Raw genomic sequence first — 14,528 nt, 5'->3', positions numbered from 1 at the left:
GAGCACTTCTGATGAATCCATCATCACACCGCCACCCTCGTCCGTCCACCCGTCGGCACGCGGCCCCACCGAAGGGACCCACCTGACTCCAAGCGCGTCTGCTGCAGGCGAGATCGCAAGCGCTGGAGTCGCATGTCCAATTTCGCCACACTTGAGGGTTTCGTCACCCTTCGGTGGGGTTGACGATTATGCTGTCGTATCTGACGATTTCATCAGAAATGAAAGAAGTGGCACCTGCCGCGCCAGGTCCGGTGCTCTCGGCACCCGGCACCCCGATGGGATGATCCAGATGACGAACACCGACCAGACGCGACTCGCCGAGCCGGTGAGCCTCCGGGAGATGCCCGACGCGGCGATAGCGATGATCGATGCCGAGGGGACGGTGGTCGGGTGGACGCACGCCGCTCAGGAGCTCGTCGGGTACTCGCCCCGGGAGATGGTGGGCCGGTCCGTCACACAGATGCTGCCGTCCTCCCACGACGCCCTGCGCGCTTCGGCGTACGCCGAGGAGTTCCGTGCCCAGGGTGGATGGTCCGGCACCGTGGCGGTCCGCCACCGCGACGGCCACACACTCACCATGGCCCTCCGGGTCTCGTTGCTGTGGGGCCAGGACGCCGGCACCCGGTGGCTGGTGTCCGTGACCGACATAGGTTCCTCGTCCTTGGGGGCGACCGACGGACCGGTGCGGGAGTCGCTCCTTGCCCACGCACCCATCGGCATCGCCGTTCATGACTCGCAGCTGCGCTGTACATGGGTGAACGACGCCATGGAGCGTCACGACGGCACTCCTCGTGACCGACGGTTCGGACGCCGCCTGCAGGACTCACTGCCCGCCGTCGAGGCCGAAGCGCTCGAGGTGGTGATGCGACAGGTACTGAAGAGCGGCACCACCATGGTGCACGAGTACCGGGCGTGGCCGCCGGCGGACAGGCGCCGTGAGCATGCGTTCTCGGCCACGTTCTTCTGCCTCCAGGGCGCGGACGGCACGCCACTCGGAGTGTGCTCCATGACCGTGGATGTCACCGGAAACCGGCGGGCGCGCGAGCGCCTTGCCATACTCAGCGAGGCCAGCACGCGCATCGGCAGCAGCCTCGACCTCATGCAGACCGGGCAGGAACTGGCCGAGCTCGCCGTGCCTCTGCTGGCCGACCACGCCATCGTCGACCTGTTGGAGTCGGTTCCGTTCGGCGTGGAGCCCTCGGCACAGATCGACACGACGACTGGCCGCCCGCCGCTGCTGCGCCGTGCCGGCGCGGCCTCCATCGAGCTGGGTCTCCTGGAGTTCCCGTGGGCGCGCGAAGAGGTGATCCGCCCCTTCCCGACCTCGCTGTTCGCCACCGCGCTGCGCACGGGCACGTCTTACCTGGAACCGGTGCTGGACAGCCATTCCGGCCCCTGGGTCGCTTCCGACCCGGAGCGGACGCAGCAGGTACGGGACAGCGGCATCCACTCCTTGATGATCGTACCCATCCGTGCGCGGCGCTGCGTGCTGGGGCTGGCGGTGTTCGGCCGCTCCGTGGGACAGATGCCGTTCCAGGAGGACGACCTGCTCCTCGCCGAGGGGCTCGTCACCCGGGCCGCGCTCTCCCTCGACAACGCGCTCCGGTACGCGCGTGAACGCGCCGCCGCCCTCACGCTCCAACGCAACCTGCTCCCCCACCGTGTGCAAGGCGGTGCCGCCGTCGAGGTCGCCACGCGCTACGTGCCGGCCGACATGGACCACGGCGTGGGGGGGGACTGGTTCGACGTGATCGAGCTGTCCGGCGCCCGGGTGGCCCTCGTCGTCGGCGATGTGATCGGGCACGGCATCAACGCCGCGGCGACCATGGGCAGGCTGCGCACCGCCGTGCGCACGCTCGCGGACCTCGAGCTGCCTCCCGACGAACTGCTGGCGCAGCTCGATGACACGGTCCGGCGGTTGAACGACCAAGACGCCGACATGTCCGACCAGGTCCCCGCGGAGGTGGGCGCCACCTGTCTGTACGCCGTGTACGACCCGGTCACCCGACGGTGCACCATGGCGCGGGCCGGGCATCCGCCGCCCATGATCGTCGACGCGCAGGGCCAGGTCACCATCCTCGACCTGCCCACCGGAGCCCCACTCGGCCTCGGTCTCGGCCTGGTTCCCTTCGATTCCGTGGAGCTGGAACTGCCCGAGGGAAGTGTGCTCGCGCTCTACTCCGACGGCCTGATCGAGTCCCGCGACGAGGACATCGACGTCGGCCAGGACCGCCTGGGCGCCACCCTGGCACAGCCGGGTGCATCCCTGGAGGACCTGTGTTCGCGCGTGATGGAGAGCTTGCCGACTCAGGCACCGGCCGATGACGTCACCTTGCTCCTTGCGCGGACCCGCGCACTCCAACCCACCCAGATCGCCTCCTGGGACCTGCCGAATGACCTCGCCACCGTCTCGACCGCCCGGCAGCTGGCCGCCCGGCAGCTCGGCGAATGGGGGCTGGAGTCGCTCGTGACGCCCGTGGAGCTGATCGTCAGTGAACTGGTCACCAATGCCATCCGCCACTGCGACGGCCCGATCCGCCTACGGCTCATCCAGCACCGGGTTCTGACCTGTGAAGTCTCCGACACCAACGTCAGTCAGCCACGCCGCCGCCATCTCCGCACCCTCGACGAGCACGGCCGCGGCCTCCATCTCGTCGCTCAGCTGTCGCGCAGGTGGGGCTCCCGCTGCGGGCCGGACGGCAAGGTCGTCTGGGCCGAACAAGACCTGCCCCCCACAGCCGGCGCCGCGTGACGTGCTGCCGAGCCGGGCGGCCCGACGGCCGCCGCAGGATGCCGATCTCTCGTAGCCGCAGGTTCTCGTAAAGGAAGCCAGAGACATGAATGCAGGCAATGCTGAAAACACCGGCCCCGGTACCGGTCCCGACGGCAGGCGATACGCCTGTGACGGCCTGGCAGCCGCCGTGCTCGACGATCGGGGCACGGTAGTGGGGTGGACCGGGACGGCAGAGGACCTGACGGGGTTCCGCGCCGAGGAAGTCTGCGGCCGCCCCGTGCAGGAACTGGTGGCCAACCTCCCGGACGAACTGCGCGGCGCCACAGAGATGCCGGAATCCGGCCAGGTACGGCTGCGGCACCAGTGCGGCGACACCATCGATGTCACCTTCCGAACCACGAGGGTAGAGGGCTCGGCGGAGGTCCTCGTCCTGGTAGCGCCTACACACCACGTCGCCGACCGCGAGCAGGGCGCAGCGCTCCTGCGGGCACTGTCCGCACAGAACCGGATCACGATCGCTCTGCACGACACGGATCTCACCACTGTGCAGACGAACGCCACGCCGGACCCGCTCGACGGCCGCCCGGTACAGCCCGGCACTCAACTGTGCGACGTGCTGTGCACCGAGGACGCCGAGAGCCTCGAGGCAGTGCTGCGCCAGGTGCTAGAGACGGGTGTCCCGGTGGTCCGCAGAAACCAGCAAGTGAGCTGGCGGCACGATCCGGTGCGGCGACAGACGCTGTCGCTGTCCGCCTTTCGTCTGGAGGACATGCGAGGACGCGCCACGGGGGTCGCAGCCCTGTACATCGACAGCGCCGACGATCGTGCCCGCCGTCATCTGGATCTCGCCCGCGAGGTGGCCGAGCAGGTCGGAGGATCCCTGGATGTCGTGCGCACCGCGCAGGACCTTGCGGACGTTCTCGTACCCGCGTTCGGGGATCTCGCCGCAGTCGACCTTGCGCACTCCGTTTTCGACGGGGAAGAACCCTCGAAGCGGCTGAGCGGTGGAGACATGGGCAACGCGGCCCTTGCGCCGGCCACCGCGGTGTGGCCGGCCGGCATCACGCGCGGCGACCCCGTCCCGCCCCTTCCCGACCACCCCCTCCTGCGCAGCTTCCGACACGGCGAGACACTCGTCTTCGGCCTTGACGACTTCATCGCCATGGTCGGCGACCCGCGGGTGGTCGAGTATCTCGTCCCGAAGGGCGCCCATTCGGTGATGGTGGCACCGTTGCATGCCCGCGGGCTCACGCTCGGCGCCATATCGGCCTGGCGCTGTGGCCGGTCCGACCCCTTCACCGAGGACGAGGCCGATCTCATGACGCAGATCGCCTCACGGGGTGCGCTCGCCATCGACAACGCCCGCCGTTACACGCGCGAGCACAGGGCGGCCGTAGCGCTGCAGCAGCTCCTCCTTCCCCCGGCCACGACCGACACTCCGGCAGCCGAGACCGCCAGCGCCTACCTGCCCGCAGGCGGCGGAGCCGAGATCAGCGGCGACTGGTACGACGCCATTGCTCTGCCCTCTCTCCGGCTGGCTCTTGTCGCCGGAGACGTCGTCGGCCACGGTATGCCCGCAAGCACCACCGTGGGCCGCCTGCGGGCCGCCATCCAGACGCTCGCGGACCTGGAACTCGAACCGGACGAATTGCTCACCCGGATCGCGGACCTGGTCCAGCGCCTCGCGGCCGAGGCACCACTCGGCGACCAGGACAGCGTCGGCGCCACATGCCTGTACGCGGTCTACGACCCGGTCGCCCAACGATGCGCCATAGCCAGTGCCGGACACCCGCCACCCGTCCTGGTCCGGCCCGACGGGACCGCCGAAGTCGTCGGGATCTCCCCCGGGCCACCACTCGCCCTCTGCGGCATGCCGTACGAGACCACCATGATCGACCTCGAGCCGGGCAGCGTGCTCGCCTTCTACACCGACGGCCTGGTCGACCAGCACGACCGCGACATCGACCGAGGCCTGCGGCGCCTGACGGATGCCCTCGCCGCGTCCTGCCGTCCGGATCGCGCTCTGGACGACACAGGCCGGGCACTCCTCGCCGACCTGACAGACCAAGCGCCGCGCGACGACGCGACGCTGCTCCTGGCCCGCACACGCGCCGTCCCGGCGGAGAACACCGCTCACTGGGAAATCCCGGCCGACCCTGCCGCCGTCTCCAAAGCCCGAGAATGGACAACCCGCCAACTCACCGCGTGGGGGCTGGAAGACCTCCTCTTCACCACCGAACTGATCGTCAGCGAACTGGTCACCAATGCCATCCGCTACGGTCGTCCACCGATGGACCTCCGCCTGATTCGCCACAACGTCCTGGCGTGCGAGGTCACCGACTCCAGCAGCACCCAGCCCCGCCTGCGGCGCGCCCACACCACCGACGAGGGAGGGCGCGGCCTGTTCCTTGTCGCCCAACTCGGCGGACGATGGGGCTGCCGCCATAGCCAGAACCGCAAGACGATCTGGTCCGAACAGATCATCGAATGTCCCCGCTGACCGGCCTTATCGCTGCGGGTGGGTCGACCGGCAGTCGACGACGCGGCGGGTGCGTCGGTACACGAAGAGCACGTGGCCGGACCGGCGAGACGTCGACACCTTCCATGGCGGTTACGCACCTTGCCGTTCCTGGACCTTGAATCCACCGACAAAGCGGCAACGTGTTGCGAGTCGCGATCGATGACGTCACAGGACCCTCCAGCGAGCCCCACGAACACCTATTGCGATGCGCGGTGCGCAGCGCGGGTGCATCGACGATTCCGACGTCAAAACGGCAGGTTGCGGATCGGCGCTGTTCACATGGGCGCCGGCAGCCCAGAACAGGCGCACGTTCTGTGTTCCGGAACCAAGAGTCGGTGCCTCGGTCGCGGGTTGACGGCTCAGTGTGGGTGGCAGAAGCCGGCCATTTCGGCCCGGCTGCTGGGCGTCACCGTGGACCCGCCCGCACAGGGCCCGACCGCTGGCCTTGCAACGTCCGGACTCCTGGCTCTGCGATTACCCGGGCATCCGCCTGGCGGCCCTCGTCACGGCTGGCTCCGAACACGCGCGCTGGTTCGTACAGGAGGTCCTCGGGCCGCCGGCTTCCGAGGGAGCCCGCCTGCGTGAAATGCCCGCGGCCCCGCTCACACCCGGCGCCGCAGCCGCAAACCGACACTCGCGCACAGGGTCGACCAAACCCTCCATGCTGGTACCTGGTTCACCGTTCAGCTTTTTCCACCGCCTGCTTGATACCGCTCAGCGCCTCCTTGAGGCCGTTCTCGACCTGCTCGCGCGTGTGCCCGGTGTGCAACTCCACGGTCAGTCGGCAGGAGCCGGCGTCTTCACCTTCGTCGACGTGCAACCTACCCCGGTAGTCGTGCGGGCCGGGCGCGCCCCATTCCAGGCTCTTGCCCTCCTCGACCACATGCAGGTAGGCCTCGCTGGTCACGTCCTGCTCGGGGGCGTCGGCGGGTTCGATATGCGCGGTGACGGTGACCTGGTCGCCTTCATGAGGGTGCACGGAAGTCAGTCGCGGCATGTAGGAGGGCAGGTGCTCCACATCAGACAGATAGGCAAAGAGCCGGTCCGGCGGCACGTGCACGGTGATGCTGTCGCTGTATTCACCCATAGCCAACCCGGTCCCCGAAGCGTTTGGTTGGCAAACGGAAAAGCTCACGCTTCGCCCGGCAAGCCCACATCTCAAGCTACGACGGGCACGTGGGCCTGGCGCCGCATAGCCCAGACCAGCCAGTGGCTCGGCTGCCGCCCGCAGGGCAGCCACGCTGCAAGGGCAGCGCACCCATCGTCGTGGCTGAGCCGTCCGCATCAGACGGGCCGACGACTCGTGTTCTCTTGCAGTGAGGGGCCCCTGACCGGGCGCGGCAGGGGCCCTCGGCGCGCTTCCGGTGGGGCCGGAGTGTGCACGCGTCATCCGGACAACGAAGGTCCATCCGACGAGGCACGGCGATTCACCCCTCTGCCCGCACGCCGACTCCGGACCACCGTCCTGAGTGCCAGGGCCGCTGTTTCCTGTGCCGGGTGAAGTGGGTGCTCGGCACTTCCACCTGGCCCAGCCGGGCCGCCGCCCGCACCGCGATCTTCGATTTCATCGAGGGCTGGTACAACTTGCACCGACTGCACAGCAGCCTCGGCTACCTCAGCCCCGCCGAGTACGAGACCGCACTCGCAGCCTGACCACCACACCAATGGTGTCCGTCAAAGCGGAACAAGCTCACTGAACCATTCGGTGTCCGGGAGGCCGATGCTGCTCAGCAGGAGTGCGGCGCGGTCGTTCATCCGGTTGTGCGGATTGCTGTAGCGGGGAAAGCAGACGACACGCGTCAGCCCGAACGCGGTGCGTACCTCGTCCGGGGACACGACGAAGTTCATAGCCTGCCGATACCTCCGAGGGGACCGTCCCCCCTGATTACCCGCTGGTTATGCGTGGCCGGAAGGCGGCTTTCACCACATTCCGTGTTCCAGCTCCTCAAGCGCAAGGTTCCATTGTGATTCCTCGTCGGCGTCGCCCCCGAAACTGTAATCCAGCCAGCGTGCACACTCGGACGTCGTGAACAGGACCCGCATCCCCAATTCCTCCGCCAGTGGCTTCCGTTGGGGAGGTCACCGTAGGGGCGGGCCGGTGGATCCGGCTCGTATCGCGCTGGAGGTGCCCCCGCGCAGGTCGGAGGCGCCGGCGGTCAGCGGAAGTCGTCGGCGTGGTCGTGCGCCCATATGGTGTACGAGCGCGCGGGTCGGCCGGTGACCGCGTCGGCGGTGAGCGTCCCCGGGGCCGTCTCCGGTTCCGCCTGCTCCGCGTCGCCGGGCTCGCTGGGGACCGATTCGACGCCGGAGTAGTCCTCGTAGCCGAAGAGGAAGTCGGCGTTCGCCGCGGCCCAGCCGCCCTGCTCGTGGTAGAAGGCACGGGCCTCGGCCGCGGTCGCCGTCTCGATGCGGACCTCTTCGCCGATGGCCTCGGCGATCGCGGCCACCTGCTCGCGGTGGGTGACCTCCTGCGGACCGGACAGGGTGTAGGCGGTGCCGACGTGCCGGTCCTCGACGAGCGCGGCGGCCACGACGTCAGCGATGTCCCATTCGTGGATCGGGATACCGACGCGGTCGGGGTACGGCTCGACGACGGCGCGGCGCGCACGGGGACCTGGTGGCAGCGCTGCGCATCGCGACGATCACCCAGGACCGGGACAAGGAGGACGCGGCCGTGACGAGCTGACCGGACCCGGCGGCGGCCGGGCGCGCCCCGGCGGGCGTCCAGCCGTCGTCGATCGGGCTGCGACGGCATCCAAGCCCGAACTGCCGCCGGCACCTGATGCCGCATCAGGCAACGTTCGCCTTGCTGCGATGTGAGAGGGAGGAGGTGTACGTGGCATCTGGCGTGAGCACCGCTTGGGCCCGTCGATGCAGGTCCGCGTGGAGCACGCCAACGTCAGTGGACCGCCGTCAGGGGACACTTAACTCGGTGGCGACTTCGGGCCAGCCTTGGAGAATGCATCCATGCATATCCGATCCGTGCGCATAGACGAACTGCCCGCCCTCCAGGACATCGAGAGGGCCGCCGGGCAGTGCTTCCGAGACATCGGCATGCCGGAGATTGCCGACGACGAGCCACTCACGCTCGGCGAGCTCGCCCGCTACCACCACGCCGGGCTGGCATGGGTCGCGGCCAACGACGCCGACACCCCGGTCGCCTACCTGATCGCCGACCGCGTCGACGGCAACCTCCACGTCGAGCAGGTCTCGGTGCACCCGGACAGCGCGCGCCGCGGCATCGGACGGTTGCTGCTGGACCATCTGGCCGCCCAGGCCAGGAGCGAGAGAGCGCCCGCGCTGACCCTCACCACGTTCACCGAGGTCCCGTGGAACGCCCCCTACTACGCGCGCTTGGGTTTCCGGCTCCTGGACGACAACAAGCACACCCCTGGTCTGCGGGAGATCCGTCGGCGCGAAGCGGCACACGGCCTGGACCGGTGGTCGCGGGCCTGCATGCGCCGGGAACTGTGACGCCGGCTCAGTCCGCGCATCGAGGGCATGCAGCAACCGCTGCCCACAAGAGCACTTGTGGGCAGCAGTTGCGCTCACGTGGGAAGCAGGTGCCTACGGCTTTGCAGGATCACCGTTCCCCAGTGCCAGCCACCACACATCGTCGTACTGGGTGAGATCCACCACCTGTCGCCGCCCGTCGCCGAAGCGAAGTTCGACGGTGGCCAGACCCGGTGCAACGGGGTCCGATACGACTGCTTCGACCGGCTCTTCGGCGTGTACGCCGTACCTGGCGATCAGGCGCTGTGCCGCCCGCTCCTTGTCGGTGTACCACGGAGCGCCGATACGGGCGAGGTCCGAGGCGTCACCGGCTTGAAGGCGCTGGACGTACACCTTGACGAGTAGTTCGACCTCACGAGCGACCTCCTCCGCCTCGGGGTAACGGGACTCCACGGGCCGGACGGTGACGTTCAAAGCGGGCGTATCGCGTAGGGGGCGGGCTCGCGGACCAGCCACCAGGTGGCGCCGGCCGCTCCGATGCACAGGGCCAGGACCGCCGCCATGACCCATCTACGTACGGAAGTCCGGGCATCAGTACCACCCCCGCTTGACTGGACGATGTGCGACCACGTGCCTCTCTGGCTGTTGACGTCGACGTCAAGGCGCTGGTTCAGACGGTTGTTGCTGTGTGCGCTCACGTCGGCCTTTCCGTTGGCCATCTTGGTGACGACACCGGCGTGGTCCCATCCGCCTCTGCCGCCCGAGTTGAAGAAGACCATGTCACCGACTTTTGGCGTACCACTACTTGGTCTCCGTGTTCACCGCCCCGTTGCTGTGCCGGGCCAGGAGATGCATCGGCTGCTTCTCCACCAGCTGTGCCGACGGGTCGCGCATGCCGCAAGCCGACCGCCTCGTCCACGTGCCACAGCTGGTCCCCGCCTACGGGCGGGGTCTCCGACCGGGGTCAGCCCAGTTTGCCCCAGAGGCAATCTCTTGGGCCCCGGTGTCACAATCTCCGATCCTCTCGGTCTAACAGTGGAGATCGAAACGCCGGGACAGAGAGGTGGTGGGACTCATGGCGAACGTGGCATGGAGATCAGGCTGGGCCCCTTTCGCGTCGGCTATGGCCGAGGCAGACCCGCCTCCAGATAGGTCATCCCAGCCGCGGACAACGTCATCCCCGCCCTCGCACCCGTCGCATCCGGCGATGAGGTCGCGCCTTGCCTCGCCTCGTCCTTCGACACCCATGACCGGCCATCGGCCCCCTCCTAAGGAGCACACTGATGCAACCCGACACCATCGTCCTCGTCCACGGCTTCTGGGTGACGCCGCGCGCCTGGGAGGGCTGGATCGACCACTACGAGAGCAGGGGCTTTCGCGTCATCGCGCCGTCGTATCCTGGATTCGAGGTGGAGGTCGAGGCCCTCAACGCCGACCCGGCCCCGATCGAGTCCGTGACCGTTCCGGCGATCATCTCCAGCCTTGAGAAGCTGATCACGGGACTGAGCCGGCCGCCCATAGTGATGGGACACTCTGCCGGCGGCGCCTTCACCCAGATCCTCCTGGACCGCGGCCTCGGCGCCGCCGGAGTGGCGATCAACTCCGCGCCCGCCGAGGGCGTGCTGGCCGTACCGCTGTCCCAGATCCGGTCCCTCTACCCCGTCCTGAAGAACCCGGCCAACCGGCACCGCGCCGTCGGGCTGGACTTCGGCCAATGGCGCTACGCCTTCGCAAACACGTTTCCCGAGGACCAGGCCCGCACCACGTATGAGCGCTACCACATCCCCGCACCGGGCAGCATCGTATGGGGCAGCGCTCAGGCCAACTTCCGCCCCGGCCGCACTGACACGTACGTGGACTTCCACAACGCCGAGCGGGCGCCGTTGCTGTTCCTCTCCGGTGAGCACGACCACCTCATGCCGCCCAAGGTCCAGAAGTCCAACGCCAAGCGCTACAAGGCGGAAGGCACCACCACCGAGGTCAAGGCGTTTCCCGGCCGCTCCCACCTGATGCCCGTCCAAGACGGCTGGCAGGAGATCGCCGACTACGCCCTTGACTGGGCGCTCGCCCACTCCTGAGCCGTCCTCCCCTGCGGAGGAGTACGCGAAGGAGTCCTGCGGGTCGTACGGGCCGGGGACGGCTCGACGGGTCGTGCGGGCCGACCTGGGTCAGTCCCTGCCGGTCCTTTCGCCGCTGGGCCACACACCCGTCGCACGGTGCACAACCTCGGCCCCGGAGCGGTCCACCACGCTGCGGACGACGGCGAATATGGCGCCCTGCGCGGCGGCCGCCAGCAGGATCTCGGCCCAACCCCGGTCACGGTCCAACGCGTCGGGCGCGTTGTCCTCGTTCCGCAGTACCTTCCACGCCTTCTGGAACGCCATTCCGGCGAGCGCGCCGCCGCCCCAGCTCAGGGCGAAACCGACCGGCTTGTAGACGAGCGGTACCTTCCCCTGCCTCTTCAACTTCATCGTGCTCATGCGTCCCCCTTCACCGTTTCCTTCACCGATTCCGTGGCGTCCGCGCCCCGTCGTTCCCGTGGGCGAGGCGCTGCGGCGCGCATCGCCCGCGGGCGGGGCACGAGTGTGCGCGTGCCCCCCATCGCACCCCGTACACGTGCAGTTGTGCCACACGCCATGTGGCACCCGCCCCGTCCCGCAGCGCCGTAGGCGAGCCGCCGCGTGCGGTGGCACGACCGCGCCCGCGTACTCCACTGCAACCGCCCTCAGGCCCGCCCCGCCGCCCCGCGGCCGGGCGCACCCCCCAAGCCTTCTCCGGGCTGGGTGTACGTGCTGTCGGCGGTCCAACTGGCAAGCAGGCGCAGGGCGTTCTCGGACGGTGATCCGGGTTCGACGGTGTACAGGCCGAGTGTCTGGTCGAGGTCTCCCATGGGCGTGAAGGCTTCGAAGCCGAGGGTCAGCTCCCCGACGAGTGGGTGGTGGTATCGCTTGGAGCCGTACTTCGGCTGGTACACGTCGTGTTCCGCCCACCACGGGCCTTGACCCGGAATCTTGGGCACGGGCTATGCGGCTTGGGCCAGGGTAGTTGATGTTGTGTCGAGTGCTGTCTCGTAGGCGATGGGGCTGCGTTGTCCGAGGCGGGAGTGACGGCGTCGGGTGTTGTAGCGGTTGAGCCGGCCGAACGCGTCGAGGCGGGCCTCGCGTTCACTGGACCAGGTCTTGCGGCCCTGAAGCGTCTCGCGTTTGAACGTCGCGTTGAAGGACTCGGCGAGCGCGTTGTCCGCCGAGCTGCCGATCGCGCTCATGGACTGGCGGACGCCGGCCTGGCGGCAGGCGTCGGTGAAGGCCCGGCTGGTGTACTGAATTGATCTGCTCGGACTCCTCCGTCGTCGTCCCCGGATGCTGTCCGGAGTCGATCTGGTCCTGCCGGACCCACTTGCGCAGCGTCTCGCGCGAGCCGATGCCCAGCTTCACCATGACCGCGTTGATCGCGGCGGACTCGGTCGGGTAGTCACCGCGGACCTCGGCGACCATGCGCACCGCGCGCTTGCGCAGCTCAGGCGGATAGGAGGAGGGACGTGCCATGACTCTGATCCTTACATGGAATCGAGTCTCCATTCGAACCGGGGCGGTTCAGGGTCTGGGCAGGACAGGGGGTGGGACAGCGCAGGGAGCGAGGAAGCCTTCTTCGCTGCTATGCAGCGGCTCGGAGCCATCCATGGCGAGCACCTCGCGCGGCGTGTCAGTCTGCGGGCCTTGTCACGGGGCGCTGGGAGGCCTGTGGCGACGACGATCGGGGCTTGGCTGGATGGCAGCCGCTTCCCCTAGAAGGTCGATGCTCTGGTCAAGATGGTGGAGCAGTTGCGTGTTGCGGCTGCTGCCGAAGGTTTTGAGCCGACGGCATCCGAAGCGCATGTGCTCGACCCCCTGTGGTGGCGTGATCAGCACTCGGCGGCGGCGCGGCACAGGGCCAATACCGTGCGGGCCGACGTGCAGCAGGCCCAGGCCGAAGCCGCACTTGGCAAGCACCACATGGCCACGGCCGTGGGGCGTGCCATCGACCAGTTGGACCCATTCGACCTGGAAGTCCACCACAGCGTTGACGCGACGCCGGGGCAGTGGTTCCAGGGCAGCCGCACCCTGCACTACGACGACGACCCGATTGTGGGCGCCGCAAGGTCGAAGGGTCTCTCGTCGCTGCCCGCCCTTACTCCGTCCATCCCGCGGTCCCACGACGAGGATCTGCGTGGGCTGGTACTTCGGGGCGAGACTGGGCACAGCGGGATGGCGATGCTGGTGGGCAGTTCGTCGTGCGGAGAAACCCGAGCGTGCTGGGAAGCAGTTCAACTGCTCCGTGAGGGCTGGCGGTTGTGGCATCCCTTTGATCCCACCCGGCCCGAGTCCGCACTGGCTGACATCCAGAAGGTCGGCCCGCGCACCGTTGTCTGGCTGAATGAGGCGCAGCATATCCTGCGCAAAGTATGGACTGGAGGTTCCGGTCTGCGGCGGAGGCTCAACACTGATGATCACCGGAGTCACCAGGGAGCCCGCAGCATGACCGGCACCACGGAGGCCCTTGGCGGGGCGGCTGTAGTCGACAATGAAGCACGAAGTGTCACGCGCCCGTTCTACGTATACGCCGTGCTCGCCAACACGCTGTTCCAGCGCGGCGTATTCGTCCTCTTCCTTCAGCAGCGAGGCTTCTCCGCCGCGCAAGTGGCCCTACTCCAGACACTGCTCTACCTGGTCAGCGGACTTGCGGAGTTGCCGACGGGAGTCATCGCCGACCGAATCGGCAGGCGTGCCAGCATCGTGATCGGCCAGATGCTGATAGCTGGATGTCTGCTCGGCCAGGGGACGTTCTCCCATTACTGGGTGTTCCTGGCCCTGTTCATCGGGCAGGGCGTGGGCATGGCATGTGTGTCCGGCTCGGACACCGCCCTGCTGTACGACCTGCTCGTGCGTCGTGGTGCAACGGCCGGCTACGTCAAGATCAAGTCCCGGTTCACCATGCTCGGGACGGTCACCTCGGGAGCCGCCATCGTCCTCGGCGGCCAACTGCAGCAGATCTCCTGGGGAGTCGTCTACGTCGGTTCGGCGGCGTGCCTCGCCCTCGCTGTGGTGGTGCTGATGTCACGGGTGCCGGAGATCCGCGGCGCGGACGCGGTGGACGAGCAGGACGGAGCCGGGGAGCGCGGCGACGCCACCGCATGGCGGGCGATGCTCCGGGTGGCCACGCCGGCTCTCGTCACGCTTGTCGTGGTGTCCGGATTGATGCATGCGACATTGACGCCGTACATCATCTTTGCGCAGAAGACCCTCTCCGATCAGGGAGCGGGCACCGCATGGGTCAGCGTGGTCATTTCGGCGGGATTCTTCGCCGGCGGGCTCATTCCGCTGTTGTCGGACCGCGCGGACCGGCGCATCGGGTATCGGGTCATGGTCCCGGTGTCTCTCCTGACGCTCGCCGCGGCTCTCGGCCTGAGCGGCCTCGGCCTTGTCTGGGTCACCATCGCCGCGTTCCTGGTCCTGGTCGGAATTCCCGAGATCACCGCCGTGATCGTGGACAACGTGTTCAACGAGGCCGTGCCGTCACGCCACCGGGCGAGCCTGCTGTCGATGATCGCATTCGTGGAGTCGGCGCTCATCGGCATCGGCTATCTCGCCCTCGGCGCGCTCATGGACGGACTGGGCTCCAGTGCGGGCATGGCCACCTACGCCGCGGTCCCTCTGCTGGCATGCCTCCTGTGGCTCCCGGTGCTCTTCCGAAGGGCACGGGTGACCACCGAGATCGAGAAACCCGCCGATCAAGAGGCATCCTGAAACAGACCATCTCGAGCAACGCCCTGCCCGATGGCAG

Annotated in this window: 12 protein-coding genes and 2 pseudogenes; 6 read left to right on the top strand and 8 right to left on the bottom strand. The window is 68.3% G+C overall.

Annotation, left to right across the window (positions count from 1 at the left end):
- The first annotated feature begins 289 nt into the window (after positions 1 to 289).
- Positions 290 to 2,752, top strand: coding sequence for a SpoIIE family protein phosphatase (locus tag OG766_RS34415; protein ID WP_266388922.1), 2,463 nt, complete (start codon positions 290 to 292; stop codon positions 2,750 to 2,752).
- 85 nt (positions 2,753 to 2,837) lie between these two features.
- Complete coding sequence (locus tag OG766_RS34410) at positions 2,838 to 5,234, top strand: ATP-binding SpoIIE family protein phosphatase (RefSeq protein ID WP_266388920.1); 2,397 nt, start codon at positions 2,838 to 2,840, stop codon at positions 5,232 to 5,234.
- Positions 5,235 to 5,931: 697 nt separating this feature from the next.
- Here the strand turns inward: OG766_RS34410 and OG766_RS34405 are convergent.
- Entirely contained in the window at positions 5,932 to 6,342 is a 411-nt protein-coding gene (locus OG766_RS34405) for an SRPBCC family protein (protein ID WP_266388917.1), read from the bottom strand.
- A 437-nt stretch (positions 6,343 to 6,779) separates the two neighbouring features.
- On the opposite strand from OG766_RS34405, the pseudogene OG766_RS34400 reads away from it, so the two are divergent.
- Positions 6,780 to 6,908 (top strand): annotated as a pseudogene (locus OG766_RS34400) (IS3 family transposase); the annotation flags it as partial.
- A gap of 21 nt (positions 6,909 to 6,929) precedes the next feature.
- Here OG766_RS34400 and OG766_RS34395 read toward each other — a convergent pair.
- Together OG766_RS34395 and OG766_RS34390 are read right to left on the bottom strand one after the other, a co-directional pair.
- A complete protein-coding gene (locus OG766_RS34395) occupies positions 6,930 to 7,103 on the bottom strand; it encodes an SUKH-4 family immunity protein (protein ID WP_266384569.1) in 174 nt (57 codons plus the stop codon).
- Between the two features lie 308 nt (positions 7,104 to 7,411).
- Positions 7,412 to 7,786: a hypothetical protein gene (locus OG766_RS34390; protein ID WP_266384572.1), complete on the bottom strand. Its 375-nt coding sequence runs from the start codon at positions 7,784 to 7,786 to the stop codon at positions 7,412 to 7,414.
- A gap of 436 nt (positions 7,787 to 8,222) precedes the next feature.
- Between OG766_RS34390 and OG766_RS34385 the strand changes: the two genes are divergently transcribed.
- On the top strand, positions 8,223 to 8,729 hold the full coding sequence (locus OG766_RS34385) for a GNAT family N-acetyltransferase (protein ID WP_266384575.1): 507 nt from the start codon (positions 8,223 to 8,225) through the stop codon (positions 8,727 to 8,729).
- Positions 8,730 to 8,822: 93 nt separating this feature from the next.
- Here OG766_RS34385 and OG766_RS34380 read toward each other — a convergent pair whose 3' ends face one another.
- Together OG766_RS34380 and OG766_RS34375 are read right to left on the bottom strand one after the other, a co-directional pair.
- On the bottom strand, positions 8,823 to 9,161 hold the full coding sequence (locus OG766_RS34380) for a hypothetical protein (protein ID WP_328727132.1): 339 nt from the start codon (positions 9,159 to 9,161) through the stop codon (positions 8,823 to 8,825).
- Between the two features lie 17 nt (positions 9,162 to 9,178).
- On the bottom strand, positions 9,179 to 9,487 hold the full coding sequence (locus OG766_RS34375; protein ID WP_328727131.1) for a hypothetical protein: 309 nt from the start codon (positions 9,485 to 9,487) through the stop codon (positions 9,179 to 9,181).
- Positions 9,488 to 9,991: 504 nt separating this feature from the next.
- Here OG766_RS34375 and OG766_RS34370 point away from each other — a divergent pair.
- On the top strand, positions 9,992 to 10,786 hold the full coding sequence (locus OG766_RS34370) for an alpha/beta hydrolase (RefSeq protein ID WP_328727130.1): 795 nt from the start codon (positions 9,992 to 9,994) through the stop codon (positions 10,784 to 10,786).
- Positions 10,787 to 10,876: 90 nt separating this feature from the next.
- On the opposite strand, the gene OG766_RS34365 is transcribed toward OG766_RS34370, so the two are convergent.
- The 3 genes and pseudogenes from OG766_RS34365 to OG766_RS34355 form a co-directional block, all read right to left on the bottom strand.
- Positions 10,877 to 11,188, bottom strand: coding sequence for a DUF4235 domain-containing protein (locus tag OG766_RS34365; protein WP_266384584.1), 312 nt, complete (start codon positions 11,186 to 11,188; stop codon positions 10,877 to 10,879).
- A gap of 245 nt (positions 11,189 to 11,433) precedes the next feature.
- Positions 11,434 to 11,727, bottom strand: a complete 294-nt coding sequence (locus OG766_RS34360; protein ID WP_443045580.1) for an MmyB family transcriptional regulator — start codon at positions 11,725 to 11,727, stop codon at positions 11,434 to 11,436.
- Positions 11,728 to 11,730: 3 nt separating this feature from the next.
- Positions 11,731 to 12,030: pseudogene (locus OG766_RS34355) on the bottom strand (integrase core domain-containing protein); the annotation flags it as partial.
- A gap of 1,192 nt (positions 12,031 to 13,222) precedes the next feature.
- Here OG766_RS34355 and OG766_RS34345 point away from each other — a divergent pair.
- Entirely contained in the window at positions 13,223 to 14,491 is a 1,269-nt protein-coding gene (locus OG766_RS34345) for an MFS transporter (protein WP_323137364.1), read from the top strand.
- Positions 14,492 to 14,528 lie beyond the last annotated feature (37 nt).

This window comes from Streptomyces sp. NBC_00259 (assembly GCF_036181745.1).
GTDB lineage: Bacteria > Actinomycetota > Actinomycetes > Streptomycetales > Streptomycetaceae > Streptomyces > Streptomyces pratisoli.
This window is presented reverse-complemented; position numbering and strand designations above follow the sequence as displayed.

Bases quoted from the DNA above. Each gene is read 5' to 3' on its own strand.
- OG766_RS34385 (WP_266384575.1), top strand. From the start codon at position 8,223: ATGCATATCCGATCCGTGCGCATAGACGAACTGCCCGCCCTCCAGGAC.
- OG766_RS34375 (WP_328727131.1), bottom strand. From the start codon at position 9,487: ATGGTCTTCTTCAACTCGGGCGGCAGAGGCGGATGGGACCACGCCGGT.
- OG766_RS34370 (WP_328727130.1), top strand. From the start codon at position 9,992: ATGCAACCCGACACCATCGTCCTCGTCCACGGCTTCTGGGTGACGCCG.
- OG766_RS34395 (WP_266384569.1), bottom strand. From the start codon at position 7,103: ATGAACTTCGTCGTGTCCCCGGACGAGGTACGCACCGCGTTCGGGCTG.
- OG766_RS34405 (WP_266388917.1), bottom strand. From the start codon at position 6,342: ATGGGTGAATACAGCGACAGCATCACCGTGCACGTGCCGCCGGACCGG.
- OG766_RS34345 (WP_323137364.1), top strand. From the start codon at position 13,223: ATGACCGGCACCACGGAGGCCCTTGGCGGGGCGGCTGTAGTCGACAAT.
- OG766_RS34365 (WP_266384584.1), bottom strand. From the start codon at position 11,188: ATGAGCACGATGAAGTTGAAGAGGCAGGGGAAGGTACCGCTCGTCTAC.
- OG766_RS34410 (WP_266388920.1), top strand. From the start codon at position 2,838: ATGAATGCAGGCAATGCTGAAAACACCGGCCCCGGTACCGGTCCCGAC.
- OG766_RS34415 (WP_266388922.1), top strand. From the start codon at position 290: ATGACGAACACCGACCAGACGCGACTCGCCGAGCCGGTGAGCCTCCGG.